This window comes from Sphingomonas sp. Root241, assembly GCF_001428865.1.
GTDB lineage: Bacteria > Pseudomonadota > Alphaproteobacteria > Sphingomonadales > Sphingomonadaceae > Sphingomonas.
Genome location: NZ_LMIV01000002.1, coordinates 544,596 through 567,232 on the forward strand (window position 1 = coordinate 544,596; position 22,637 = coordinate 567,232).

Here is a 22,637-nt window from a genome sequence, read left to right on the forward strand (position 1 = left end):
GGAGGGGCTTCAGGAGAAGCAAGGTGGACGGCGGCGGGCGTCATTCGGGGCCTTCCGCGGCGTCGAGCAGCCGGCGGAGCCCGGCGGCGCGCTTGCTCTCGAATCGCTGCCAGCGGCGCAGCCACAACGCTGCCTCGGTCAGCGGATCGACGGCGAGCGTGCAGAAACTGTGGCGGCCGTCGCGGCGCCGGCGGACCAGCCCGGCGGCTTCGAGCAATGCGAGATGCTTGGCGGCGGCGGTCTCGCTCATCGCGAAGCCGCGCGTCAGCTCGGTCACGCGCTTCTCGCCCCCGGCGAGCCGCGCGAGCAGCGCGCGTCGGGTGGGATCGGCGAGCGCGCGGAATGTCGCGTCAAGCCGATAGCCAACCATAAGGTTGGCAAGCGCGGCCGCGCCGGCGGGATCCAACCTTTTGGTTGGCTCGGAAAACCGCGGATTTCTGCGGGTCTTGCCGGATGCGGCGGTCGGGCCGGGGGAGTCTTGCTTGACGCGTTTTCGTGTTTGCGTGTCAAGCGACAAGCGCGATCGGAGGGCGTCGGCGCGGAGGTTCTGTGGTTCGCTCATGAGTGAACGAAAGCAGAACAAATCCTACATTTCCAGCGGATTCAGTGGACGGAGGGGGCGGCTATTGGTGGATAGCGGACGTTCCGTTCCTCCCCGGCACGGGGAGGATCAACGAGGTCCGCAATTGGGACGTTAGCTGCCACTTGCTCCGGTCCCGGAAGCCCTCTGCCCCGCTCACTGATAGCGCAGCGTCTTCTCGAAGCCCTCATTCGCCTTGGTCATCTTCGCCAGTTTCCTGAGGTGGCCGCGAACATGGCGTTCGAACCGGATGTCGTCGTAGATGCCCGTCGCCCGATAGTCGTCCTGTCCGATCAGTTCCTTGATGCGGCGGGCGAGCGCGGCCTGCTCTCTGGTGCAGTCGGGCGACTGCAGCGCGCGGCAAACCCATTCCTCGGCCGCTGCCTTGTCGTAATCGTCCCGCGCCTCGTAGCCGCGCCGGTCCGCCGCCGCCTGATCGTGTCGCGCGGCCGCCAACCGGCGCTCGAGCCATTTGCCGACCAGTTCTGCATCCCACGCTTTTGGCGGATCCGTCATCATTCTCTCCACACAGGTTCGAGCGCCATCGCCGCTAGCCGAGGTCGATCGTTCCGTGGGCCACGACATAGCGCGTCGCGTCGACCGGCACCGCATCGAACAAGGTGGCTTCGGTGCCCGTCATCCAGACCTGGCCGCGGCCGGCCAGGCGTTCGAACAAGGCGGCGCGGCGGCCCGGATCGAGGTGCGCGGCGACTTCGTCGAGGAGGAGGATCGGGGCGCGGCCGACGCGGTCGGCGACCAGTTCGGCATGGGCGAGGACGAGGCCGAGCAGCAGCGCCTTCTGCTCGCCGGTCGAGCAGAGATGCGCGGGCTGGGACTTGCCGAGATGGGTGACGAGCAGGTCGGCGCGGTGCGGGCCGGCGAGCGTGCGCCCGGCGGCGGCGTCGCGGCGGCGGCCTTCGCGCAACTCACGGGCGAGCGTTTCGGTATCGCCCTCCCAGCCCTCGATCGCGAGGCCCGCCCGGGCGAAGACGCCCTCGGGCTGCGCCGTCAGCCGTTCGGCGAGCGCCGTGACGGCGTCGCGCCGGGCGGCGTGGATCGTGGCGCCATGCTCGGCCATCCGCGCCTCCAGCGCGGTCAGCCATTCGGGATTGGCGGGGGCTTCGTCGGCGAGCAGGCGGTTGCGCTGGCGCATCGCGGCTTCGTAGCGTGTCGAATGGTGCGCGTGGCCGGGGGCGAGCGCGAGAGTGAGACGGTCGAGGAAGCGGCGGCGCTCGCCCGGCCCCTCGACGAAGAGCCGGTCCATCGCGGGCGTGAGCCAGAGCATCGTGACCCACTCGGCGAGCGCCGCCGCCGCCGCGCCGGCGCCGTTGATCCGCACCAGCCGCCGCTCGGGGGTGTCGGGCTGGGTGCCGGTGCCGATCTCGACATCGCCGAGCGTCGCCGCCACGCCGAAACCGCCGGCCGCGCCTTGCCGCACCATCTCCGACAGCGGCGCGCGGCGGAGCCCGCGTCCCGGGGCGAGCAGCGACAGCGCCTCCAGCACATTGGTCTTGCCCGCGCCGTTTTCGCCGGTGAGCACGACGAAGCCCGGACCGGCCGCGAGGACGGCGTCGCGGTGGTTGCGGAAATCGGTGAGGACAAGTCGCGTGACGGCCATTTGACCGTTCCTCTAGCGCAGCCACTTGCCGCCGGACAGCGCTTCGCCGATGAAGGCGCAAAGGAGACATCATGATCCGTATTTGCGTTGCCGCGTTCGCGGCGCTTGCCCTTGCCGCCTGTTCGAAGGCGCCCGAAGACACCACTGCCCGCTACACGCTGGGCGGCGGTGTGGGGTCGATCACCGTCCAGGCGGCCGCGAATGGCGACGCACGGGTCGAGAGCGGCCAGCAGGTCCTCGTCCGCAACGGCGGGACCGAATATCTGGTGCTGACCGACAGCAAGGGCCGGTTCGCGGCCAAGGTGAGCGATTTCATCGCGGCGATGGGCGAGATGATGCGCGAGGAGGGGATGAAGCCCACCGGGCTGGGGCCGCAGAGCGACTATGAACTCGTCAAGAAAGGCAGCGAGACCGTCGCCGGCATCGCGGGCGATGTATGGAACGTCAGCGCGAAGCCGGCCAAGGATGCCAAGGCCGCCCCGCCGACCGAGACGATCGAGGCAGTGGTCAGCAGCGATCCGGCGCTCGCCAATGTCGGCAAGGCGCTGTCGATGCAGACGCGCCTCGGCACCGCGGGCATGCAGCAGGTCCAGGGCGGGCAGGGCAATCTCGAGAAGCGCGTCGAGGAGATGCTCGACAAGGGCATGGTGCTGCGCTTCGGCGACGCGCTCAAGCTCGACAAGATCGACAAGGCGCCGATCGACGCCAAGGTCTTCGCGCTGCCGGCAGTGATCGACAAGACGGCGCTGAAGGCGCGGCTCAACGCCGAACGCGCCCGTGCCCGCGCTGCGGCGGGTGCGCCGCCGATGGAGGAAAAGCCGGCGGCGGCGCCTGCACCGACGCCTGCCCCCAAGGCGAAGTGATGCGCGGGGCATCGGTTCTTGCGCTCGCGCTCGCGCTGGCGCCGTTGCCCGCTGCGGCCGACGTCACCGCGACCTATTCGGTCGGCAAGTCGCAGCTCACCGTCGAGGTCGACGACAGCGGCGATTATCGCGCCGAGATACCGGGCAAGTTCGCGCTGCTCCGCCACGGCGGCGACGAATTCATCCTGATCACCCACAATGGCAAGGTGAGTGCTACGCGCAGCGACATATTCTTCGCGCTTCTCAAGACGAAGGCGCCGAAGAACGCTCCGACCGGCGGCCCAATGGCAACGATGCGTTTCGTCACGACGCAAGGAAAGGACGAGGTCGTCGCCGGCCGCAGGGGCAGCAACTGGCAGATCGCGCCAGAGGGGCAGGAGCCCGCCACGCTGGCGATGGTGGTGAGCGCCGACGCGCAGCTCGCGCCGGTCGGGGGTGTGTTCCATCGGGGTATCGCACGCGCACTCGACGGGTTCGCGCCGTTCTTCGGGAACAATATGGGCTTCCGCGACCAGATCGTTGCAGTATTGGCCAAGGGGACGGTATTGCGCCTCGCCGGTCCCGAAAACATCGTGCTGCAGAATGTGAGCGGCGACGAGATCGATGCCGGGCGTTTCGCGGCTCCAGCGGAGCTGCTCGACTCGGAGGCGTTCGACGCCGCGCTCGACGAACCGACGCAGCCACCCGCCAAGCCCTGAGCCTCAGATCCCGGTGAGCCCCGCCTCGGCGAGGCTGGCCTGCGCGACACGATAGGCCCGCGGCTCGGCGATATCGAGCCGGCGCCGTGCGGCGTCGATCGGCTCGGCGAGCAGCGCCTCGTAGTCCTCGCCGTGGAGCCAGCCGGCCTGCTTACCGTGCCGGTATCCCTCGATCACGGCGCGGAGGAAATCGAGCTTGCCGGTGATGCGGATGCTCTTGAGCGCGGCGCCGGCGGCGATGAACGCCCAGCCGAGCCCGCCGGTCTGCGCATAGGAAAAGGCGACGAGGCAGGCCTCGCCGAGATGCTCGTCGGCCTTGTAGCCGGTGAGGACGTGCCAGAGATCATGGATGTCGCGCTCGCGGCGGCCCATCCAGGCATAAGGATGCTCGACAGTGAAGGCTTCGACGCCGATCGCGTTCATGCTCACTTCCTCGAGCCCCTTGGCGGTATAGCCGGTGGCGTCGAGGAAGCTGCGATACGCCGCACCGACGGTGCCCTCGGCGAAGCCGTCGATCCAGCTGCGATCCGAGAGCCGCTCGGCGAGCTCGAGCCGGCGATAGGCGAGCTTGCCGCCGCCGGGGACGGTGAGCAGCTTGCGGTAATTCTTCTGGGTCACGTCGCCGTTCAGCGCGCGCATGATGCGGAACACCTGCTCGGTATCGTCGCCGTTCGACAGCAGCCGGCGCAATGCCGAGAGCGCCGTGCCCCATTCGCGCTTCATCGGGATGCCGGGATTGAACGGCTCGGGTGCCTGGGTCGCCATGATCTGCCTGCTCAACTACTGACAACAGTGTAAATAGCAAACATTGCCGGAAAGTTCAATTCGGTCCATCCTTTTGCGCGAAGAGGGAGACGTTCGATGCGAAGCTGGATCGTGCCCGCCGCATTTGCCGGCCTGCTACTTCCGGGCTGCGGCCCGAAAACGCCCGAACAGGCGCAGATCGACAATATCCAGCAGGTCGCCGGCGCCGAAGCCGAGGCGATCCAATCCGCCGCTGGGAACGAGGCCGCCGCGCTCCGCGCCGAGGCCGACACGATCGCCGGCCAGGCCGAGATCGCCAACGGCTTCGAGGCCGAGCGGCTCGAGACCCGCGTCGAGGCACTCCGCAAGGAAGCGCGGATCGTCGAGCGCCATGCCGATGCGCAGGTCCGCGCCGTGCGCGATCGCGCGCGTGCCGATGTGAGTGCCGTCAAGGCGCAGTGAGAATTACAGGATCAGCCGCTTGCGGACCTCGGCGCGGCGCTGGAAAATCGAGGCCATTTCGAGGTGGAGCGCACGGTCGCGGGCATTGGCCGCCCGCTCGGCCCGCTCGCGCTCTTCGCGTGCGCGCCGGTCGTTGAACGATACCAAAGCTTCCAGTCCGAGCATGGGCGGCGCTTTACCACGCCGCTTGCAAACAAAATCCTACGTATTGTCGCGACTCGCGGAAATACGTGGATAACTGGCCTCAATTCGTCGCGATTCAGACCCGCATCGGCATCAGCACGTACAGCGCCGGTGCGCTGTCATTCTCGCGGATCAAGGTCGGTGCCGCGGCATCGGCGAGATGGACCTCGACGAGGTCGCCTTCGATCTGCGCGAGGATGTCCATCAAATAGCGGCTGTTGAAGCCGATCTCGAACGGCATCGCAGCATATTCGCCCGGCACCTCTTCCGCCGCCGCACCGTTTTCGGGACTGGTGACCGAGAGGATGATCTTGTCGCGATCGAGCGCCATCTTGACCGCGCGGGTCTTCTCGGTGGCGATCGTCGAGACGCGGTCGACGCCCTGCATGAAGCTCTTGGGGTCGATCTTGAGGATCTTGTCGTTCGCGGTCGGGATGACGCGGCTGTAATCGGGGAAGGTACCGTCGATCAGCTTCGAGGTCAGGATCGCCTGGCCGAGATCGAAGCGGATCTTCGAGCCGGAGAGCGACACGCCGACCGAACCATCGACCTCGTCGAGCAGTTTGCGCAGCTCGGCGACGCACTTACGCGGGACGATCACGTCGGGCATGCCGTCGGCGCCGTCGGGGCGGGCCACGGTGACGCGCGCGAGGCGGTGGCCGTCGGTGGCGGCGGCGCGGAGCAGCGGCTGGGCGTCGTCGGTCACGTGCAGGAAGATGCCGTTGAGGTAATAACGCGTCTCTTCGGTCGAGATCGCGAAGCGGGTCTTGTCGATGATCTGCTTGAGCGTCTCGGCCGGCAGCTCGAACGTCGTCGGCAGCTCGCCCTCGGCGATCATCGGGAAATCGTCGCGCGGCAGCGTGGCCAGCGTGAACTTGGCGCGGCCGGCATTGACCGTGATCCGCCCTTCCGCGGCGGCGAGCTCGACCTGCGAGCCCTCGGGCAGCTTCCGCACGATATCGAACAAGGTGTGCGCCGAGACGGTGATCGCGCCCGGCTGATCGACCGCGGCGGCGATCGTCTCATCGATCTGCAGGTCGAGATCGGTCGCCATCAGCCGCATCGTGCCCCCGGCCTGCGCCTCGATCAACACGTTGGACAGGATCGGGATCGTGTTGCGCCGCTCGACCACCGACTGGACGTGGCTGAGGCCCCTCAACAGAGTTGCGCGTTCGATCGTCGCCTTCATCACTCAAAACCCCCGGTGCCGCGCTCGAATCCGGGCGCTGACGATTGGCTCGGTCACAATCTCTAACGCCAAAAAGGGCCGGGGCAAGCGCCCCGACCCTCTCATGCACACCAAATTTGGCGTGGGGCGTGCTTCAGAAGCGGAAGCCGACGCCCGCGACGATCTGGTGACGATCGGTATCGACGTCGAACGTGTCGGTCACCGTACCGTTGGCGAACTGGAAATCCGCCTTGGTGTAGTTCGAGTAGCGATACTCGAGCTTGGCATAGGTGTTGGTGCCGATCGACTTTTCGATACCCGCGCCGGCGCGCCAGCCGTCGAGCTGGAAATTCTCGTCGGTCGTGGTGGTGCCGTTGTCGGCGGTCACGTCCAGTCGGGCATTGGTGTAGCCGCCCTTGGCATAGAGCAAAGTGCCCGTGCCGACCGGAACGCCGACGCGCCCGCCGACATAGATGTCGCGGCCGGCCTTGACGCGGCCATAGCCGAAGAAGTTCGGATCGCTGGTGTCGGTGGTGACCTTGGCGGTAGAGCCGCTCAATTCGCCTTCGATGCCGAGCACAACGCCACCGACGGGGATGTCATAGCCGGCCTCGACGCCGTACTGGGCACCCTCGATGCTCTGGTCGTCGCCACGGACGCGCGAATCCTCGCTGTCGCCCGGGCGGACGATGTCGAGACCGCCGACCACGCCGACACGGAAACCGCTGGGGGCCGCATCCTGCGCGAAGGCGGGGGCGGCGAGGGCCGACGAGGCGGCTAGGGCGGCGACGAATACAAGCTTACGCATAACTACTCCTTGGGTACCGGCCCGCTTGTTCGTGCGAGCCGGGCCATAACTGGGGACCCGAGTCCGCAGTTGCATGAACCTCAGATAAACAGGAAAAAGCGTGATATTAGAGCAACAGCGGGGCGGGTGTTGCTCATGATCAATCCTCCCTCGCTTTAGCGGGGGAGGTGGCACGCGCAGCGTGACGGAGGGGCTTGGCCGCGAGCACGTCGCTTGCGGCTAGGTCCCCTCCACCAGCTTCGCTGGTCCCCCTCCCCCGCTGAAGCGGGGGGAGGATTATCTGGTTCAGAAGCGGACGCCGACGCCGCCCAGCACCTGATGGCGCTTGGCGTCGATGCCCGAATTGTCCGAATCATACTTCGAATAGCGGTACTCGCCCTTCAGATAGACCTTGTCGTTGAGCTTGACCTCGGCACCCGCGCCGACGCGGAAGCCGCCGACCGTGTCATGGTCTTCGATCGTGCCCGTGGTGGAGGTGTATTCGGAGTTGAAGCGGGCATTGGTGTAGCCGCCCTTGGCATAGATCAGCGCGCGTTCGCCGACGACGAAGCCGGCGCGGGCGCCGACATAGAGATCGCGGCCGGCGGAGACCTTCAGCCGGTCGCCCGCGACGAGCACGCCGTTGGCGGTGTCCTTGGTGGTCGAACCGGTGACTTCGCCTTCGACGCCGAACACGGCCTTGCCGGCCTGATAGTCATAGCCGAGCTGGCCGCCATAGACGACGCCGTCGCGCGATCCGTTGCTGATCGAATCGTCGCCGACATGATCCCAGCCGACGATCGCTTCGGCGCGCGGGCCGGTGAAGGTCGCGTCCTGCGCGAAGGCGGGAGTGGCTGCGGCGGATGCGGCGAGCGCGGCGAGGATAAGCTTACGCATGGGGATACTCCGTTACTGGTACTTGCGCTCCGATGACGGAGCGGGTGTGCTGATGCCGTAAGTCACCTGTTTGTTGCATGAACGAAACGAGGCGGAATCGGGGCATGCCGCAATTCCGCCATTGCCTTTGGCGCCGGGAGGCGCTGAGGAAGGGCGCATGCCAGCCAGCAACCGCCCCGTCAGCAACAGGAAGGGCCGCGATTTCATCGCGCGTCACGGCGAGACGGTGTTCAACATCGCGCGCCGGATGCAGGGCGATCATCCGCACACGCCGCTCACCCGCGCCGGTTTCGCCCAGGCCGATGCGATGGGCGCGGCGCTGCGCGAACTGCTCGGCCCGAAGCCGAAGCTGACCCTGTGGTCATCGAGCGCGGGCCGGGCGCTCCAAACGCTGGCGATCATCGCCGAGCATCTCGAGCTCGACTGGCATCAAGTGAAGACTGACGATCGCCTCGTCGAGATCGGCATGGGGAGCTGGAGCGGGCGCTATTACGACGATCTGCAGCAAGAGGTCGGGACGTTCCTCGATCTCGAGCACGGACTGTACACGCGGCCGCCCGAAGGCGGCGAATGGTATGATGCGATCGCCACGCGGGTTTCGGGCTGGCTCGCCGATACCGACCAGGATCCGGGCGACCGGCTGGTGATCATGCACGGCATGTCGAGCCGCATCCTGCGCGGCGTGATGACGGGCATGGACGTGATGCCGCAGTTCGACGCACCGGTGGCGCCCGATCTGCCGCAGGGATCGATCGTGCTGATCGAGCAGGGCGTCGAGCACGTGGTCCATCTCGGCACCGGGCGCGGCGCGGCGCCGGCATGATCGCGCTCGCTCTGGCGCTGCTGCTCCAGCCGCGCGACACCCTGGGGGTTTTCGGGAGCTGGGGCGCGTTTCGCGACCCTTCGCCGTTGCGCTGCTTCGCGATCGCCAGACCGGTCGAGCGCGGCCGGAGCCAGCCCTTCGCCAGCATCGCGACCTGGCCGGGACAAGGCGCGCGCAACCAGCTTCACATCCGCCTCAGTCGCGCGCGCGCGGCCAATGCCCGGGTAACGCTGGCGATCGGCGAGCGCCGTTTCGAGCTCCGCGCGGGCGATATGGATGCCTGGGCCCCCGATCCGCGCACCGATGCCGCCGTGGTCGCGGCGATCCGCGACGGGCGCAGCATGAGCGTCGAGACGGTCTCGGCCAACGGTACCGCCTTTGCGGACACCTATGCGCTTAAGGGTGCGGCAACCGCGATCGATGCGGCGGCTTTGGGGTGCGCGGGGCGCTGATATCAGCCGAGATACTCGCGCAGCCCCGTCACCAGGGCGTCGAACACTACACGCACCCGTGCCACGCCGCGCAAATCCTCGTGGCAGACGACCCAGGTCTCCAGATCGAAGCCGAAGCCTTCGGGCACCAGCCGCACCAGCCCGTCGCGCACCGCCAGCGGCACCTGGCACACGCCGATGCCGAGCCCTGCGCGGATCGCGGCGAGCTGGGCGAGATCGCTGTCGCTGCGAAAGGCGAAATCGGCAAGGCGCACCGGAAATCCCTGTGCCTGGAGCGCGCGGAGTATCGGCGTGTCGCGCTCGACTCCGATCAGCCGATGGTCGCGCACGGCCTCGAGCGTGTGCGGCGTTCCCGCCGCGGCGAGATAATCGGCGTGGGCGTGGAGCCCGAGCCGCACCGCGCCGATCCGCTGCGCGACCAGCGCCTCCTGCATCGGAGCGACCATCCGCACCGCGACATCGGCCTCGCGGCGCAGCATGTCCTCGTTGCGGTTGCTGGGGCTGAGCTCGATCACCAACGCCGGATGTCGCGCCGCCAAGCGCGCTAGGATCGGCGGCAGCACCTCGACGGCGATCACGTCGCTCGCCGAGATCCGCACGCGCCCCGCGATCTCGGCCGCTTCGGCAGAGGCGGCGCGCCCGAACGCGTCGGCGGCGAGCGCCATCGCGCGGGCATGTTCGGCGAGTGCGCGCGCTTGCTCCGTCGGCAGCAGACCGCTGGGGCTGCGCGTGAACAGGGGCGTGCCGATCTCCGCCTCGAGCTCTTCGATCCGCCGCCGGACGGTCGGCTGCGCGATGCCGATCCGCCGCGCGGCGGCCGACAAGCTGCCTTCGGTCATGACTGCAAGGAACGCGCGCTGGCGCTCCCAATCGATTCCGGCATCGAGTGAGCTCATCAAATTTGTATAGGCGAGCTGCAAAGGTTCGGCAATTTTCTTTGAGTTGTTCCGCGTCCATCTGCTGTCCGGCAAGCAATGGAGACGATCATGGAAAAGACGGCATTGGTGCTCGGCGCGATCGGGGGCGTTGGCGGCGAGACGGCACGTGCGCTGGTGCGTCACGGCTGGAAGGTGCGGGGGCTGGTGCGCAGCGTGCGACCGGGGCTCGACGCCGGGATCGAATGGATCGAAGGCGATGCGATGGATGCCGCCGCGGTATCGGGCGCCGCGCGGGGCGTCGCGGCGATCCTGCATGCCGTCAATCCGCCGGGCTATCGCGATTGGGCGCGGCTCGTGCCGGCGATGCTCGCCAACAGCATCGCCGCGGCGCGGGCGAACGACGCGCGGCTGGTGCTGCCGGGGACGATCTATAATTATGATCCCGCCGCCACGCCGGTGGCGCAGGCGGATTCGCCGCAGGACCCGGCGACGCGCAAGGGACGGATCCGCGTCGAGATGGAGCGGAGCATCCACGCTTCCGGGGTCCGCGCGCTGATCCTGCGCACCGGCGATTTCTATGGCCCGCGGCCCGGCAATAGCTGGCTGTCGCAGGGGATGGTGAAGCCGGGACGGGTACGTTCGATCCTGTATCCGGGCGGCAAGGGCATCGGTCACGCCTGGGCTTATCTGCCCGATGTCGCCGAGACCTTCGCGCTGTTGCTGGATCGCGAGCCCGTGCTGCCGCACTTCGCGCGCTTCCATTTCGGCGGACATTGGGATGCCGACGGCACGCGCTTCACGCGTTCGATCCGGGAAGTGCTCGGCAGGAAATTACCTGTGCGCGGCATGCCGTGGTGGGCGTTGCCGCTGATCGCGCCGTTCAATCCGACGATGCGCGAGATGATCGAGATGCGGCCTTATTGGCGGCATCCGCTGCGGCTCGACAATCGCGAACTCGTCGCCTTTCTGGGCGAGGAACCGCATACGCCACTAGCGCAATCGCTCGCGACCAGCTTCGCCGCGCTCGGTATCACCGCTTGAGCCGATGCGGGCGGCGAACGCGTCGCCGCCCGCCCGTCGGTTATTTCGCCGGCGCTGGCGCTGCAGGCGCCGCCGGCTGCTGTGCCGCTGCCGCGTCCTGGATCTTCTTGTTCAGCGCCGTGTCCGATTGCATCGCCTGTGCGATCTCGTTGAAGCGCTTGGCCGGCAGGCCCGTCGCGGTGATCGCCTCGACCATCTTGGCGTTCTTGTCGGCTTCGGGAACAGTGGCGTCCTGGCGGACCTTGGCGACCGCGAGCGCCGCGGTGGCGAACTGGTTGATCTCGGCATCGCTCACCGCAGTGGCGGTAGTGGCGGTGCCGGCACCGGTGGTGCCTTCCTGTGCCGGCGCGGCGGGTGCCGGCTCGGCGGGCGCAGGCGAGGTCTGGGCAGTCTGTGCCATCGCCGCCGGCGCGCAGATCAGCGCCGCGGAGAGGATCATCGAGGTACGAAACTTCATATTACGCTCCGAATTGGGTACGCCCCCAACGCCAAGCTGGACGGCGGGGTCCCGCCGGGGCAACCGCTCCGCGACGCGGCGTGGCAGAAGCGGGATGGAGCAGCCATTTGCGGCGGGATTCGCCACCGGGAGTGGAATTCGCGCGCGAAATCGACTAGATGCGCCGTCATGCAGACAGAGTCGGCCGCCCTCATGCCCATTCCGGGGCACATCGATCCCGTGCCCGTGCCCCGGGAATTCAAGCCGCGCGCCGACGGCCGCATCGACTTGCTCGGCCTTTCCAAGGCCGATCTGCGCATGGCGCTGGAGACCGCGCAGCTCGAGCCGAAGCAGGCCAAGCTCCGGGCCAAGCAACTGTGGCACTGGATCTACAATCGCGGCGTCACCGAATTCGCGCTGATGACCGACATCTCGAAAGCGATGCAGCCCTGGCTCGAGCAGCGCTTCGTGATCTCGCGCCCCGAAGTCGTCGAGGCGCAGGTCTCGATCGACGGCACCCGGAAATGGCTGCTGCGCTCGGACGACGGCCAGGATTACGAGATGGTCTTCATCCCCGATGCGGACCGCGGGACTTTGTGCGTCTCGAGCCAGGTCGGCTGCACGCTCAATTGTCGCTTTTGCCACACCGGCACGATGCGGCTGGTGCGCAACCTGCTGCCGGCCGAGATCGTCGGGCAGGTGATGCTCGCGCGCGATGCGCTGGGTGAATGGCCGAGCCAGCCCGAGGGCCGCATGCTCACCAACATCGTGATGATGGGCATGGGCGAGCCGCTCTACAATTTCGAGAATGTCCGCGATGCCTTGAAGCTGGTGATGGACGGCGATGGCCTCGCGCTGTCGAAGCGCCGGATCACGCTGAGCACTTCGGGCGTGGTGCCGATGATGGCGCGCGCGGGCGAGGAGATCGGGGTCAATCTCGCGGTGTCGCTCCACGCAGTGACCAAGGAGGTTCGCGACGAGATCGTGCCCTTGAACCGCAAATACGGGATCGAGGAGCTGCTCCAGGCCTGTGCCGATTATCCCGGCGCCAACAATGCCCGGCGGATCACCTTCGAGTACGTGATGCTCAAGGACAAGAACGACCGCGACGAGGATGCGCACGAGCTGGTCCGGCTGATCAAGAAGTACAAGCTTCCGGCCAAGGTGAACTTGATCCCGTTCAACCCATGGCCGGGCGCGCCATACGAATGTTCGGCGCCCGAGCGGATCCGCGCCTTCTCGAACATCGTTTTCGAGGCCGGCTATTCGGCGCCGGTGCGCACGCCCCGTGGGCGCGACATCGACGCCGCCTGCGGTCAGCTCAAGACCGCGTCGGAGAAGAAGAGCCGCGCCGAACTCGACCGGCAGGCCGAGGAAAAGCTCGCGGCCCTGGGCTGAGGTTGAGGCCTCGTATTAAAACGCGTCATCCCCGCGAAAGCGGGGACCCATCTCCCATCTTATCCCCGATCGCACCGGCGCATTTTGTCGCTCGCTCAGGAGAGGGGTCCCCGCTTTCGCGGGGATGACGAAATGGGGGCAGCCTGGTAGTCAAATCAAGAGCTTGAATGGGTTCTCAGTCTAGCCGCTCGCATCCTTCGTCAGGACGAGCCAGGTCCAGCGGACTCCGTTCGCCCGGCTTACGGGGTGCACCGACTCCGTCTCGGCCCGGCGAGTCAGATCGAAACCGGCCGCAGATGCCAGTTCGATCGCCTCTTCGGGCGGTGCGGGGAAGGTGCCGCGGTCGGGTGCCGGATCGTGGCGCAGGGACAGGATCAATTGGCCGCCCGGCGCTGTGGCCTGCGCCAGGGCCGGCACGGCGCGCGCGCGACCAGCGGTGTCGAGATGGTGCCATACGGCGCACAGCATCACCAGATCGAAGGAGCCGTGCTGCTGCAGCTTGGCAAGATCGGGAAGCTGGTCGTCCAGCCATTCGATCCGGTCGCCGTGGAGTGCAGCCCCGGCCTCGCGGAATTCCCGCACCGGCTCGACCGCCAGCACGCGATGCCCCTGTTCGGCGAGCCACGCCGCGTCGCGGCCCGTCCCCGCGCCGATATCCGCGATGCGGGCGGGCGGGCGCGGCAGGAGATCGAGCACCGCCGCATAGATCTGTTCGGGCGGAAGCGCGTCATAGCCGGCGATCAGCTCAGGAGTCGCCGCTGCGGCATAATCGGCCAGAACATCGTTCATCCGCTTTTCTCCCGCATAGAGACAGGTCGGATGACCCTAACCCGTTCGTGCTGAGCTTGTCGAAGCACCGTTCTTCTTTTCACCGCCGGAAAAACAAGTACGGCCCTTCGACAGGCTCAGGGCGAACGGACTTACGGTGGACTTCTTCTCGATAGCATTGGCCGCCGGCGCCGGCGTGCTCGGCGGCGCGATGAACGCGCTGGCCGGCGGCGGCACCTTCGCGACGCTGCCGGCGCTGATCGCGCTCGGGCTTCCCGCCAACATCGCCAACGCCACGTCGAACGTCGCATTGCTCCCCGGTGCCGGGACGAGTGCATGGGCCTATCGCGACGAGCTCGCGCCCGTTGCGGGCCTGTCGGTGCGGCTGCTGGCCGCGATCACCTTCGCGTTCGGGCTGGTCGGCAGCCTGTTGCTCGTGCTCACTCCGACCGCGGTATTCGATCTGCTCATCCCCTGGCTGCTGCTGTTCGCCTTCGCCGTGATGGTGTTCGGCAAAAGCGCGGCCGACTGGCTCCATGCCCGCGTCACGATCGGCCGGCCGACCTTGCTGATCACGCAGGCGTTTCTCGGCATCTATGGCGGCTATTTCGGCGGCGGCGTGGGGCTGATCACCACCGCGGTCTATGGCCTGCTCGCCAATATCCGCCCACGCGAATTGTTCGCGATCCGCACCCTGATGCTGGCGGTGGCGAACTTCGCCGCGGCCTTCGTCTTCATCGGATTCGCGATGGTCTGGTGGTGGGCGTGCCTGCCGATGCTGATCGGCTCGATCCTTGGCGGCTGGCTCGGTGCCGTGATCGGCAAGAAGCTGTCGCCCGGCATGGTCCGCGCCTGGACGCTGCTGGTCACCGGTGCCACCACGCTCGTCTTCTTCGTGCGCGCGTACGGCGGATAGGCTAAGGAGTGGGCATGGATGCGCCTCCCGAGCCCCGCACGATCTATCGGCACCGGCCGTTCACGCGCCTCTGGCACTGGATCAACGCGCTCGCGATCCTGATCCTGATCCCCAGCGGGCTGATGATCTTCAATGCGCACCCCCGGCTCTATTGGGGGCATTACGGCGCGAATTTCGACCATGCCTGGCTCGAGCTGCCGCGCTTCCCGGGCTGGGCGACGATCCCGAGCCATTACAGCCTCGCCGGCGCGCGGCACTGGCATCTGTTCTTCGCCTTGGTGCTCGGCTTCGGGCTGCTGGCGTACATGCTGTTCGGGCTGATCAACCGGCACATCCAGCGCGACCTGCGCATCCGCCGCGGCGAGCTGGCGCCGCGCGCATTGTGGACCGATTTCAAGGCGCATCTTGCCTTGCGCTTCCACGATCCGCACGATCCGCGCGCCTATAATATCTTCCAGAAGCTCAGTTATGTCGGCGTGATCTTCGTACTGCTCCCGCTGCTGATCGCCTCGGGCCTCGCGATCTCGCCGGGTATGTGGCCGTGGCTGGCGGACCTGTTCGGCGGGCGCCAGTCGGCGCGCTCGGTCCACTTCATCGCGATGGCGTGCATGACCTTGTTCATTATCGTCCACCTGACGCTGGTGATCCTCGCCGGCCCGATCAACGAAGTGCGTTCGATGATCACCGGCTGGTGGCGCGCGCCAGAGGAGGATCATTCGTGATCACGCGCCGGACCCTGCTCGTTGGCAGCGGCGCCAGCCTGCTCGCCGGCTGCGATTCGCTGACCGACAGTCCCGCGCTGATGAGCGCGGAGGACGCGCATCGCTTTCTCCAGCGCTCGATCAACGGCCGCGCCGCGCTCGCCCGCGAATTTCGCGCCGAGCAGCGCAGCCCGATCTTTCGGGTCAACGGCACCGCGAGCCCGAACACGCCCGAATACAATGCCCTCGCCGCCAATCGTTTCGCCGACTGGCGGCTGACGGTCGACGGCCTCGTCGCGCGGCCGCTCCGCTTCAGCCTCGCGCAGATCCAGGCGCTGCCCCAGCGCGCGCAGATCACCCGGCACGATTGTGTCGAGGGCTGGAGCGCGATCGGCAAATGGCAGGGACCGCGGCTCGAGACATTGCTCCAGCTCGCCGGCATCCGTGACAGCGCGCGCTACATCGTCTTCCATTGTGCGGACCGCTTCGGCGGCACGCCCTTTTACGAATCGATCGACCTAGTCGACGCCTTCCACCCTCAGACGATCCTCGCCTGGGCGATGAACGACGCAACCCTCTCGGTCGGCCATGGCGCGCCGGTCCGGCTGCGGGTCGAACGCCAGCTCGGCTACAAGCAGGCGAAGTACGTGATGCGCGTGGAGGCGGTGGCCAGCCTTGCCGCGATTGGCGCGGGCAAGGGGGGCTATTGGGAGGATTCGAACGGCTACGAATGGTATGCGGGGATCTAGGTTCCTGTCCGTCATCCCGGCGAAGGCCGGGATCTCGTGCCGTATCGCGCCTTCGCCTGAGATCCCGGCTTCCGCCGGGACGACGGATATGGATTTTCCGCATTGCGAAAAGTCGTTCCGGCCCTAGTTAGACAGCTGGTGGGGGCTGTTGACGAGTTCGGCCGATGGCGTTGATCGATACGTTTTTTACGCGCGCAGTGAAGCGCGGGCAGCTGACAGTGATCCATGCGGACGGCACCAGCCGCAGCTTCGGTGAACCCGATCCGCACCTCAAGCCCGTTACGGTAAGGTTCGCGCGTGGCGCCGCGGGGGCGATCATGCGCGATCCCAGCCTGGGCGCCGCCGAATGCTTCATGGACGGCCGTCTCGCGATCGAGCAGGGCGACATCTTCGACCTGCTCGTGCTGATGACGAGCAACAATCGCTGGGAGGACGCGACCGCCGCGCTCGATCCCAAGCCGCTTGCCCGGCTGGCGAACACCGTCATGCACCGCATCGGCCGCTACAACATGGCGCGGCGGGCGAAGCGCAACGTCGCGCATCATTACGATCTGTCGCGGCGCCTCTACGATCTCTTCCTCGACGCCGACCGCCAATATAGCTGCGCTTATTACACCGATCCGGCGAACAACCTCGAACAGGCCCAGCTCGACAAGAAGGCGCATATCGCCGCCAAGCTGGCGATCGAGCCCGGGATGCGCGTGCTCGATATCGGCTGCGGCTGGGGCGGGATGGCGCTCTATCTTCACGAGAAGACCGGCGCCGAAGTCGTCGGCATCACGCTGTCCGAAGAGCAGCTCAAGGTCGCCCGCGAGCGCGCCGCCGAACGCGGCGTGCATGGCAAGGTGCGCTTCGAGCTGATCGACTATCGCGAGATGACCGGCCAGTTCGACCGGATCGTCTCGGTCGGCATGTTCGAGCATGTCGGCACGCCGCAATATCGCACCTTCTTCCACAAGTGCCGCGAATTGCTCACCCCCGAAGGCGTGATGCTGCTCCACACGATCGGGCGGGCCGGCGGCCCCGGCGTCACCGACGCGTTCACGCTGAAGTACATCTTCCCCGGCGGCTATATCCCGGCGCTGTCGGAGATCGCGCGCGGCTATGAAGGCCTGCGCATGTTCCCGACCGACATCGAGGTGCTGCGGCTGCATTACGCCCACACCCTCAAGGCCTGGTACGACCGCACCGTCGCCGCGAAGGACGAGATCGTCGCGCTGTACGACGAGCGCTTCTTCCGGATGTGGACCTTCTATCTCGCGGGGTCCTATGTCGCCTTCGTCAATGGCGGGCTGGTCAATTACCAGCTCCAGTTCTCGCGCTCGCGCACGGCGCTGCCGATCACGCGCGATTATATGATCGAAGCGGAGCAGGCGCTGCGCGAGACGTCCGATATATCGGAGCGGCTATCGGCTTAGCGCGGATAGCGCGCGTCCATCGAGGCGAGCGCCCCGCGAATAATCTCCTCGAGCACGGCCATGTCCACGTCGGCCAGCTTCCGGATGTAGAGGCACGCCTTGCCGGTCTTGTGCTTGCCCAGCCGCGCGAGCTGGGCCTCCTGTTCCGGGCCGCCGTTCAGCACATAGAGCACCAGCTCCGCCTTGCGCGGGCTGAAGCCCAGCCGGCACGCGTCGCCCTCGTGCCCGCTCTCGTAGCGGTAATGATAGCTGCCGAAGCCGATGATCGAAGGGCCCCACATCACCGGTTCCTCGCCGGTAATCCGCGACATCAAGGCGACGAGCGTCTTCGCGTCCTCGCGGCGCACTGCGTCCGGGGCGGCATGGATGAAGTCGGCGACCTTCATCTCGGTCGGCTTGGTCTTGGTTTCGGCCATCCTGTCCTCCGGCATGGGTCTTACCATGGTTGCGCCGCGGGTGCAGGAACCCTAGAGCGCGCACGGTTTTCCCACGCATCTTCTGGAGTCGCCTGCCTCATGTCCGACAAGATCAACCGCGTCGTCCTTGCCTATTCGGGCGGGCTGGACACGAGCGTGATCCTGAAGTGGCTCCAGCAGGAATATCAGTGCGAGGTGGTGACCTTCACTGCCGATCTCGGCCAGGGCGAGGAACTCGAGCCCGCGCGGCGCAAGGCCGAGCAGGCCGGCGTCAAGCGCGAGCACATCTTCATCGACGATCTGCGCGAGGAGTTCGTCAAGGACTTCGTCTTCCCGATGATGCGCGCCAATGCATTGTACGAGGGCCTCTATCTTCTCGGCACCTCGATCGCGCGCCCGCTGATCGCCAAGCGCCAGATCGAGATCGCGCGGCTCGTCAATGCCGACGCGGTCAGCCACGGCGCGACCGGCAAGGGCAACGACCAGGTCCGCTTCGAGCTCGGCTATTACGCGCTCGCGCCCGACATCAAGGTCATCGCGCCGTGGCGCGAATGGGACCTGACCAGCCGCACGCGCCTGATCGAGTTCGCGGAAGCGCACCAGATCCAGGTGGCCAAGGACAAGCGCGGCGAGGCGCCGTTCTCGACCGACGCAAACCTTCTCCACACCTCGTCCGAGGGCAAGGTGCTCGAGGATCCGTGGGACGAGGTCCCCGACTATGTCTATTCGCGCACGGTCAATCCGGAGGACGCGCCCGACAAGCCCGAGACGATCACGGTGGATTTCGAGCGCGGCGACGGTGTCGCGCTGAACGGCGAGGCGATGTCGCCCGCGACGCTGCTGGCCGCGCTCAACGAGCTCGGCCGCAAGCACGGCATCGGCCGGCTCGATCTGGTCGAGAACCGCTTCGTCGGCATGAAGTCGCGCGGCATGTACGAGACGCCGGGCGGCACCATCTATCATCTCGCCCATCGCGGGATCGAGCAGATTACCCTCGACCGCGGCGCCGCGCATCTCAAGGACGAGCTGATGCCGCGTTATGCCGAGCTGATCTACAACGGCTTCTGGTTCGCCCCCGAGCGCGAGATGCTCCAGGCCGCGATCGATCACAGCCAGGAGAAGGTGACCGGCACCGTCCGGCTGAAGCTCTACAAGGGCAACGTCATCGTCACCGGCCGCCGTTCGCCCAACAGCCTGTACAGCGAGAAGGTCGTGACCTTCGAGGATGATCAGGGCGCCTATGACCAGCGCGACGCCGCGGGCTTCATCAAGCTGAACGCATTGCGGCTGCGTTTGCTGGGCCGCCGCGACGGCTAACGCCGCCTTAACCATGCATGGCTAGGCCGGTGCCATGCCCGCGCATGTGCAGGACCGGCATTGGGGCGATCTCGGCATCGCACTGCTCCTTGCGGGGCTGCTGACGCTTGCCTGGACAATGCGGGACTGGGCCAGTCTTTCCGCGCTGCGCCTGCCCGACACCGACGACATGGTCCGGCTCCAGCAGATTCGCGACTGGCTGGGCGGGCAGTCATTCGGCGATCTCGCCCAGCACCGCCTCGGGACGCCTCCCGGGCTCGAAATGCACTGGTCGCGGCTGGCGGATCTCGTGCCGGGGGCGATCATTCGCCTGCTGACGCCGCTCGCAGGCGTGCACGCCGCCGAACTGACTGCGGTGATCGCCTGGCCCGCTCTGCTCTTCGTCGCAGCGCTGGCGCTCGTCGCCGGCATCGCGCGCTCTCTGCGCGCCTCGGGACAGCTGGCGGCGGTAGTGGCGGCGCTCGCCTATCCAGCGACGACCTTGTTCCTGCCCGGCCGGATCGATCATCACGGGCTGCAGATGGTGCTTCTGCTGGTAGTGGTGTGGACGGCGGTCGGGCGCGGTTCGCTCGCCGCGGGTGCTGCCGCGGGAATCGCTACTGCGGCTTCGCTGATCGTCGGGGTCGAGACTGCATTCTTGCTCGCCATCGCCGCCGCCGCCATCGTCCTGCGCTGGATCCACGGTACGCGCGAGGGGCAGGCACGTCTGGCCGGCTATGCCACGGCGCTGGTCCTCGCGCTCGCCGCCGGATCCGCCTTGCTGCGCACCAGCGGCTGGGACTGGCCGGGCTGCGACGGCTTCACCGCCGAACTCTGGCGCCCCGCGCAATTCGCGGCGCTGGCGCCGCTGGCGCTGGCCGTGTTCGGCTTCTCCTCGACCGGGGCGAGGGGACGATCGGTTGCCGCGCTGGTCGCCGCGGTGGTCGCGGCCGCCGGCACGCTGGCGATCGCGCCCGGTTGCCTGCGACCCTATGGCGCGGTCGATCCGTTGCTCGCGCAACTCTGGCTGGCCAATGTCGCCGAGGCACAGCCTTTGTTCGGCGCACCGATCTCGCAGGCGATCGGCTATGCCGGGCTGATGCTCGCGGGGATCGCCGCGAACGGCTGGGCGTGGCACAGCACGCGCGATCATCGCTGGCTGGTACTGCTCGCCCTCCAGCTCGCCGCGCTCGCATTGACCTTGGTCCAGCTTCGTGGCGCCTATGCCGGCGCGCTGCTCGCCGCCCCCGCGCTCGCGGCGCTGATCACTGCGGCGCGCGCGAAAGGCGTAGCCGCGCTCGTCCCCGCCTGGCTGATTTCCGCCGGGCTGCTCTATCCATTGACGGGTGAGGCGCTCGCATCGCGCGGCGCGACCACCACCGCGCCGTCGAGCGCCGATTGCTCCAGTCCCGCCGCGCTTGCGCGGATCGCCGCGCTGCCGGCCGGTACATTGATGGCCCCCATCGACATGGGCGCCTTCGCGCTCGCCGCCACACCGCACCATGTGGTGGCCGCCCCCTATCATCGGAACGGCGCGGGCAACGCCGCGATGTACCGCTTCTTCCTCGGCCCGGCCGAGACTGCCCGCATGCTCGCCCGCGAGTGGAGGATCGATTATGTCGCGCTTTGCCCCGGCGACTTCGAAGAGCTCGGCGCGCAGGCGCGCGGCCCCCTGCGGTTGAACGGCGCGTTGCGCAGCGGCCGGCCGCCGGCATGGCTGCGCCCGATCTCGCCCCCGGGCGATGCCCCGGCATTGTTTGCCGTCACTCACCTACCCGCGGAGATCAGGCCTTGAAACGTATCGAAACCGCCTGGTGGGAAACGCGCGGCTTCGTGCTCGCCGCGGTGTTGCTTTCGATCGTCCCGCTGCTGCTGCCTGCGATTCCGCCGCTCACCGATCTTCCCGGCCATATGGGGCGCTACCGAGTGATGCTCGGCACCGATGCCGCGGTGCTGTCGCAATGGTACCAGTTTCACTGGCGCATCGCCGGCAATCTCGGCGTCGACCTGCTCGTCGCCGGCCTCGCGCCGCTGCTCGGGCTCGAGCTGGCGGTCAAACTCGTCATCCTCGCCATTCCCGCGCTGACCGCCAGCGGGATATTGTGGATCTCGCGTGAGGCGCATGGGCGGATTCAGCCCTGGGTGCTGTTCGCACTGCCGCTCGCTTATAATTACTCGTTCCTGTTCGGCTTCGTGAACCATGCGCTCTCGATGGCGCTCGCGCTCAATGCCTTTGCCTTGTGGCTGCGGCTCGGCCGCCAGAACCGGATCGGGCTTCGTGCCGCATTGTTCGTTCCATTCTCGGCGCTGATCTGGCTCGCGCACGTCGTCGGCTGGGGGGTGCTCGGCATCATGGCGTTCGGCGCCGAGCTGGCACGTGCGCGCCAGCAGGGACGCGGCTGGCTCGCCACACTCGTCATGGCGGGAGTCGCCTGCCTGCCGCTCGCGCTGCCGATGGTGCTGCTGTTCGTCTGGCGTTCGAGCGACGGCGCCGGCGTCACCGGCCGCTTCTTCGAGATCAGGCTCAAGCTCGGCTTCATCGCAATGGTGTTGCGCGATCGCTGGGCGATATACGACATCGCGTCGGTCGCGCTGATCGGGATCGTTCTCTACCGCGCATTGCGCGACCGGCGGATCGAACGCGCACTCAGCCTCGCCGCCGCGTCGCTGCTGCTGTTCGCCGCCTTCGCGTTCCTGCCCTTCATCCTGTTCGGCTCGGCCTTTGCCGATATGCGGATCGCGCCGTTCATGGTGATCCTGGCTTTGCTGACCTTCCGGGCGGGCGCGGCGTTCCCCGCGCGCGAGCGGGCGACACTGGCGCTGATCGGGCTCGCTTTTTTCGGAGTGCGCACCGCAGGTTCGACGATCGGCTTTTGGCAGGTCGATCGCGAATGGAACCGCCACCTCGCGGCGCTCGATCATATTCCGCATGGCGCGCGGCTGGTCACCTTTGTCGGGTCCAATTGCATCGACCCCTGGGCGCATCGCCGCGAAAGCCATCTTTCTGCGCTGGCGCTCGTGCGCCGTTCGGCCTTCTCCAACGATCAGTGGCGCCTCGCCGGCAGCACGCCGATCACCGTGATCGCGCCCGGCCTGGGCAAATACGACACCGATCCCTCGCAGCTCGTGCTGCTCGAACCCTGCCCGATACAAACCGATTTCATGACGATGAACGGTGCGCTCGCCGGGCTGCCGCGCGACCGTTTCGATTATGTCTGGCTGATCAATCCGCCGGCTTTCGACAACCGACTGACCGCAGGAATGCAGCCGCTGTGGCGCAATCGGACCGATATCCTGTACCGGATCGACAACCACCGCTTGTCTGAGGCTCGCGCTACGCACTAA

General features: G+C 67.2%; 26 protein-coding genes. 14 read left to right on the forward strand and 12 right to left on the reverse strand.

The window, feature by feature from the left end:
* Positions 1-40: 40 nt before the first annotated feature.
* The 3 genes from ASE13_RS13195 to recF form a co-directional block, all read right to left on the reverse strand.
* Positions 41-370, reverse strand: coding sequence for an ArsR/SmtB family transcription factor (locus ASE13_RS13195; protein ID WP_056617814.1), 330 nt, complete (start codon positions 368-370; stop codon positions 41-43).
* 366 nt (positions 371-736) lie between these two features.
* On the reverse strand, positions 737-1,096 hold the full coding sequence (locus tag ASE13_RS13200) for a hypothetical protein (protein WP_200955705.1): 360 nt from the start codon (positions 1,094-1,096) through the stop codon (positions 737-739).
* Positions 1,097-1,130: 34 nt separating this feature from the next.
* Positions 1,131-2,198 (reverse strand): DNA replication/repair protein RecF, encoded by a 1,068-nt coding sequence (recF, locus tag ASE13_RS13205; protein ID WP_056616536.1) that lies wholly within the window; start codon positions 2,196-2,198, stop codon positions 1,131-1,133.
* A gap of 71 nt (positions 2,199-2,269) precedes the next feature.
* Between recF and ASE13_RS13210 the strand changes: the two genes are divergently transcribed.
* Together ASE13_RS13210 and ASE13_RS13215 are read left to right on the forward strand one after the other, a co-directional pair.
* Positions 2,270-3,061: a hypothetical protein gene (locus ASE13_RS13210; RefSeq protein WP_056616539.1), complete on the forward strand. Its 792-nt coding sequence runs from the start codon at positions 2,270-2,272 to the stop codon at positions 3,059-3,061.
* Entirely contained in the window at positions 3,061-3,759 is a 699-nt protein-coding gene (locus tag ASE13_RS13215; RefSeq protein WP_056616542.1) for a hypothetical protein, read from the forward strand. Before ASE13_RS13210 ends, ASE13_RS13215 begins: the two co-directional genes overlap by 1 nt.
* A gap of 3 nt (positions 3,760-3,762) precedes the next feature.
* Here ASE13_RS13215 and ASE13_RS13220 read toward each other — a convergent pair whose 3' ends face one another.
* Entirely contained in the window at positions 3,763-4,539 is a 777-nt protein-coding gene (locus tag ASE13_RS13220) for a Coq4 family protein (RefSeq protein WP_321164349.1), read from the reverse strand.
* Positions 4,540-4,620: 81 nt separating this feature from the next.
* Here ASE13_RS13220 and ASE13_RS13225 point away from each other — a divergent pair, with 81 nt between their 5' ends.
* Positions 4,621-4,965, forward strand: coding sequence for a hypothetical protein (locus tag ASE13_RS13225; RefSeq protein WP_056616549.1), 345 nt, complete (start codon positions 4,621-4,623; stop codon positions 4,963-4,965).
* A 3-nt stretch (positions 4,966-4,968) separates the two neighbouring features.
* Here the strand turns inward: ASE13_RS13225 and ASE13_RS19895 are convergent, their stop codons facing one another.
* From ASE13_RS19895 to ASE13_RS13240, 4 genes are all read right to left on the reverse strand, one after another.
* Positions 4,969-5,130 (reverse strand): hypothetical protein, encoded by a 162-nt coding sequence (locus ASE13_RS19895; RefSeq protein WP_156404880.1) that lies wholly within the window; start codon positions 5,128-5,130, stop codon positions 4,969-4,971.
* Between the two features lie 94 nt (positions 5,131-5,224).
* Positions 5,225-6,337: a DNA polymerase III subunit beta gene (gene dnaN, locus ASE13_RS13230; protein ID WP_056616553.1), complete on the reverse strand. Its 1,113-nt coding sequence runs from the start codon at positions 6,335-6,337 to the stop codon at positions 5,225-5,227.
* A gap of 133 nt (positions 6,338-6,470) precedes the next feature.
* Entirely contained in the window at positions 6,471-7,124 is a 654-nt protein-coding gene (locus ASE13_RS13235; protein WP_056616556.1) for an outer membrane protein, read from the reverse strand.
* A gap of 285 nt (positions 7,125-7,409) precedes the next feature.
* Positions 7,410-8,000, reverse strand: a complete 591-nt coding sequence (locus ASE13_RS13240) for an outer membrane protein (RefSeq protein WP_056616558.1) — start codon at positions 7,998-8,000, stop codon at positions 7,410-7,412.
* Between the two features lie 157 nt (positions 8,001-8,157).
* Here ASE13_RS13240 and ASE13_RS13245 point away from each other — a divergent pair, with 157 nt between their 5' ends.
* Entirely contained in the window at positions 8,158-8,823 is a 666-nt protein-coding gene (locus tag ASE13_RS13245) for a histidine phosphatase family protein (RefSeq protein WP_056616565.1), read from the forward strand.
* A complete protein-coding gene (locus ASE13_RS13250; protein WP_056616568.1) occupies positions 8,820-9,275 on the forward strand; it encodes an invasion associated locus B family protein in 456 nt (151 codons plus the stop codon). The genes ASE13_RS13245 and ASE13_RS13250 overlap by 4 nt, the downstream gene beginning before the upstream one ends.
* A 2-nt stretch (positions 9,276-9,277) precedes the next feature.
* On the opposite strand, the gene ASE13_RS13255 is transcribed toward ASE13_RS13250, so the two are convergent.
* On the reverse strand, positions 9,278-10,171 hold the full coding sequence (locus tag ASE13_RS13255) for a LysR family transcriptional regulator (RefSeq protein ID WP_056616570.1): 894 nt from the start codon (positions 10,169-10,171) through the stop codon (positions 9,278-9,280).
* 78 nt (positions 10,172-10,249) lie between these two features.
* Here ASE13_RS13255 and ASE13_RS13260 point away from each other — a divergent pair, with 78 nt between their 5' ends.
* Positions 10,250-11,194, forward strand: a complete 945-nt coding sequence (locus ASE13_RS13260) for an NAD(P)H-binding protein (protein WP_200955706.1) — start codon at positions 10,250-10,252, stop codon at positions 11,192-11,194.
* 40 nt (positions 11,195-11,234) lie between these two features.
* On the opposite strand, the gene ASE13_RS13265 is transcribed toward ASE13_RS13260, so the two are convergent.
* Entirely contained in the window at positions 11,235-11,651 is a 417-nt protein-coding gene (locus tag ASE13_RS13265) for a DUF4168 domain-containing protein (protein WP_056616573.1), read from the reverse strand.
* 168 nt (positions 11,652-11,819) lie between these two features.
* On the opposite strand from ASE13_RS13265, the gene rlmN reads away from it, so the two are divergent.
* Positions 11,820-13,028 carry a 23S rRNA (adenine(2503)-C(2))-methyltransferase RlmN gene (rlmN, locus tag ASE13_RS13270; RefSeq protein WP_056616581.1) on the forward strand — a complete coding sequence of 403 codons (1,209 nt, stop codon included), beginning with the start codon at positions 11,820-11,822 and terminating at the stop codon, positions 13,026-13,028.
* A 180-nt stretch (positions 13,029-13,208) separates the two neighbouring features.
* Here the strand turns inward: rlmN and ASE13_RS13275 are convergent, their stop codons facing one another.
* On the reverse strand, positions 13,209-13,817 hold the full coding sequence (locus tag ASE13_RS13275; protein ID WP_056616583.1) for a class I SAM-dependent methyltransferase: 609 nt from the start codon (positions 13,815-13,817) through the stop codon (positions 13,209-13,211).
* Between the two features lie 136 nt (positions 13,818-13,953).
* Between ASE13_RS13275 and ASE13_RS13280 the strand changes: the two genes are divergently transcribed.
* The 4 genes from ASE13_RS13280 to ASE13_RS13295 all read left to right on the forward strand — a co-directional run bounded on the left by ASE13_RS13280 (position 13,954) and on the right by ASE13_RS13295 (position 17,580).
* Positions 13,954-14,712, forward strand: a complete 759-nt coding sequence (locus tag ASE13_RS13280) for a sulfite exporter TauE/SafE family protein (RefSeq protein WP_056616585.1) — start codon at positions 13,954-13,956, stop codon at positions 14,710-14,712.
* A gap of 14 nt (positions 14,713-14,726) precedes the next feature.
* A complete protein-coding gene (locus ASE13_RS13285) occupies positions 14,727-15,434 on the forward strand; it encodes a cytochrome b/b6 domain-containing protein (RefSeq protein WP_056616587.1) in 708 nt (235 codons plus the stop codon).
* Positions 15,431-16,162, forward strand: coding sequence for a molybdopterin-binding protein (locus ASE13_RS13290; RefSeq protein ID WP_235536974.1), 732 nt, complete (start codon positions 15,431-15,433; stop codon positions 16,160-16,162). Before ASE13_RS13285 ends, ASE13_RS13290 begins: the two co-directional genes overlap by 4 nt.
* 164 nt (positions 16,163-16,326) lie before the next feature.
* On the forward strand, positions 16,327-17,580 hold the full coding sequence (locus ASE13_RS13295) for an SAM-dependent methyltransferase (protein WP_056616597.1): 1,254 nt from the start codon (positions 16,327-16,329) through the stop codon (positions 17,578-17,580).
* Here ASE13_RS13295 and ASE13_RS13300 read toward each other — a convergent pair.
* Positions 17,577-17,996: a DUF1801 domain-containing protein gene (locus ASE13_RS13300; protein ID WP_056616600.1), complete on the reverse strand. Its 420-nt coding sequence runs from the start codon at positions 17,994-17,996 to the stop codon at positions 17,577-17,579. The two genes, ASE13_RS13295 and ASE13_RS13300, sit on opposite strands and share 4 nt — an antisense overlap.
* A gap of 99 nt (positions 17,997-18,095) precedes the next feature.
* Between ASE13_RS13300 and ASE13_RS13305 the strand changes: the two genes are divergently transcribed.
* Genes ASE13_RS13305 through ASE13_RS13315 form a run of 3 tightly spaced genes read left to right on the forward strand, consistent with a single transcriptional unit; the run spans position 18,096 to position 22,637 of the window.
* Complete coding sequence (locus ASE13_RS13305; RefSeq protein WP_056616605.1) at positions 18,096-19,313, forward strand: argininosuccinate synthase; 1,218 nt, start codon at positions 18,096-18,098, stop codon at positions 19,311-19,313.
* A gap of 34 nt (positions 19,314-19,347) precedes the next feature.
* Positions 19,348-21,087, forward strand: coding sequence for a hypothetical protein (locus ASE13_RS13310; protein WP_056616607.1), 1,740 nt, complete (start codon positions 19,348-19,350; stop codon positions 21,085-21,087).
* Positions 21,084-22,637: a hypothetical protein gene (locus ASE13_RS13315; RefSeq protein WP_056616612.1), complete on the forward strand. Its 1,554-nt coding sequence runs from the start codon at positions 21,084-21,086 to the stop codon at positions 22,635-22,637. The genes ASE13_RS13310 and ASE13_RS13315 overlap by 4 nt, the downstream gene beginning before the upstream one ends.

Excerpts from the sequence above, each read along its gene's own strand:
- ASE13_RS13195 (WP_056617814.1), bottom strand. The coding sequence starts at position 370 with ATGGTTGGCTATCGGCTTGACGCGACATTCCGCGCGCTCGCCGATCCC.
- ASE13_RS13200 (WP_200955705.1), bottom strand. The coding sequence starts at position 1,096 with ATGACGGATCCGCCAAAAGCGTGGGATGCAGAACTGGTCGGCAAATGG.
- recF (WP_056616536.1), bottom strand. The coding sequence starts at position 2,198 with ATGGCCGTCACGCGACTTGTCCTCACCGATTTCCGCAACCACCGCGAC.
- ASE13_RS13210 (WP_056616539.1), top strand. The coding sequence starts at position 2,270 with ATGATCCGTATTTGCGTTGCCGCGTTCGCGGCGCTTGCCCTTGCCGCC.
- ASE13_RS13215 (WP_056616542.1), top strand. The coding sequence starts at position 3,061 with ATGCGCGGGGCATCGGTTCTTGCGCTCGCGCTCGCGCTGGCGCCGTTG.
- ASE13_RS13225 (WP_056616549.1), top strand. The coding sequence starts at position 4,621 with ATGCGAAGCTGGATCGTGCCCGCCGCATTTGCCGGCCTGCTACTTCCG.
- ASE13_RS19895 (WP_156404880.1), bottom strand. The coding sequence starts at position 5,130 with ATGCTCGGACTGGAAGCTTTGGTATCGTTCAACGACCGGCGCGCACGC.
- dnaN (WP_056616553.1), bottom strand. The coding sequence starts at position 6,337 with ATGAAGGCGACGATCGAACGCGCAACTCTGTTGAGGGGCCTCAGCCAC.
- ASE13_RS13235 (WP_056616556.1), bottom strand. The coding sequence starts at position 7,124 with ATGCGTAAGCTTGTATTCGTCGCCGCCCTAGCCGCCTCGTCGGCCCTC.
- ASE13_RS13240 (WP_056616558.1), bottom strand. The coding sequence starts at position 8,000 with ATGCGTAAGCTTATCCTCGCCGCGCTCGCCGCATCCGCCGCAGCCACT.
- ASE13_RS13245 (WP_056616565.1), top strand. The coding sequence starts at position 8,158 with ATGCCAGCCAGCAACCGCCCCGTCAGCAACAGGAAGGGCCGCGATTTC.
- ASE13_RS13250 (WP_056616568.1), top strand. The coding sequence starts at position 8,820 with ATGATCGCGCTCGCTCTGGCGCTGCTGCTCCAGCCGCGCGACACCCTG.
- ASE13_RS13255 (WP_056616570.1), bottom strand. The coding sequence starts at position 10,171 with ATGAGCTCACTCGATGCCGGAATCGATTGGGAGCGCCAGCGCGCGTTC.
- ASE13_RS13260 (WP_200955706.1), top strand. The coding sequence starts at position 10,250 with ATGGAGACGATCATGGAAAAGACGGCATTGGTGCTCGGCGCGATCGGG.
- ASE13_RS13265 (WP_056616573.1), bottom strand. The coding sequence starts at position 11,651 with ATGAAGTTTCGTACCTCGATGATCCTCTCCGCGGCGCTGATCTGCGCG.
- rlmN (WP_056616581.1), top strand. The coding sequence starts at position 11,820 with ATGCAGACAGAGTCGGCCGCCCTCATGCCCATTCCGGGGCACATCGAT.
- ASE13_RS13275 (WP_056616583.1), bottom strand. The coding sequence starts at position 13,817 with ATGAACGATGTTCTGGCCGATTATGCCGCAGCGGCGACTCCTGAGCTG.
- ASE13_RS13285 (WP_056616587.1), top strand. The coding sequence starts at position 14,727 with ATGGATGCGCCTCCCGAGCCCCGCACGATCTATCGGCACCGGCCGTTC.
- ASE13_RS13295 (WP_056616597.1), top strand. The coding sequence starts at position 16,327 with ATGGCGTTGATCGATACGTTTTTTACGCGCGCAGTGAAGCGCGGGCAG.
- ASE13_RS13300 (WP_056616600.1), bottom strand. The coding sequence starts at position 17,996 with ATGGCCGAAACCAAGACCAAGCCGACCGAGATGAAGGTCGCCGACTTC.
- ASE13_RS13305 (WP_056616605.1), top strand. The coding sequence starts at position 18,096 with ATGTCCGACAAGATCAACCGCGTCGTCCTTGCCTATTCGGGCGGGCTG.
- ASE13_RS13310 (WP_056616607.1), top strand. The coding sequence starts at position 19,348 with ATGCCCGCGCATGTGCAGGACCGGCATTGGGGCGATCTCGGCATCGCA.